Consider the following 718-nt stretch of genomic DNA (forward strand, 5'->3'; position numbering starts at 1 on the left):
TACTTCCTCTTGGGTGACTTTGGAAATGGAAAAATGAGATAGTCAAGGGCTTGTTTTTTTCTGTGCTTCCATGAGCTTCCGCTTGCGGATCAGCGATTGGCAGCATAGAAAAAAATTGTCGCAGACAACCCTTTACTTTCTCATTTTGGAATGGACAATCGAACCCATGAGGGAGTAACGGAACGGACGGACAAGCATTTTCCCCTCGGACATTGTAGCCAACAAAAAAGAGTATCAAGGGTAAACTGCACAGTCTTGCGACTGCCCTTGACACTCTTTTTCTTATGGCTCTTGGGTAATTAAGGGGAAATGCCTTAGAGGGCTTCGCCCACGCTCCACCAACGATACACTGTCGGCTTCGACAATCCAGTATCACGAATACAGTCGGCTTTCTTTCCGTCTGGGTGGCTTTTCTGCCATTCCTCGACCAGTTTTTTCTGCTGACTGCTTCCCTTTGGTCTGCCCTCTTTATTTCTCCATTCTCCGTCTGGGTGTTCAATATCACGAATAGCATTCATAATCTTTATGTGTTGCTCTTGCTTTCTTCCGTTCCTTTTGTTTGGCGGTACTGATATACCGCTGACACGCTCAACCTCGGCTCTGCTGTATGTGACATAGTTTTCTTGATACATATTCATTGCGTCCAGTACATCACGCTTGGTAAAGCGGTTATGGTCATCATCACTGATATCATCAAACATTGGTAACAGCTCCAGAG

At 45.4% G+C, this 718-nt stretch carries 1 protein-coding gene; it reads right to left on the minus strand.

Features of this window, described 5'->3' with window-relative positions:
- Window positions 1–314 precede the first annotated feature (314 nt).
- On the minus strand, window positions 315–718 hold a 404-nt coding region (locus tag IE258_RS42220; protein WP_506417442.1), incomplete at its 5' end, for a hypothetical protein.

This window comes from Streptomyces tendae, from assembly GCF_014650435.1.
Classification (GTDB): Bacteria; Actinomycetota; Actinomycetes; order Streptomycetales; family Streptomycetaceae; genus Streptomyces; species Streptomyces tendae.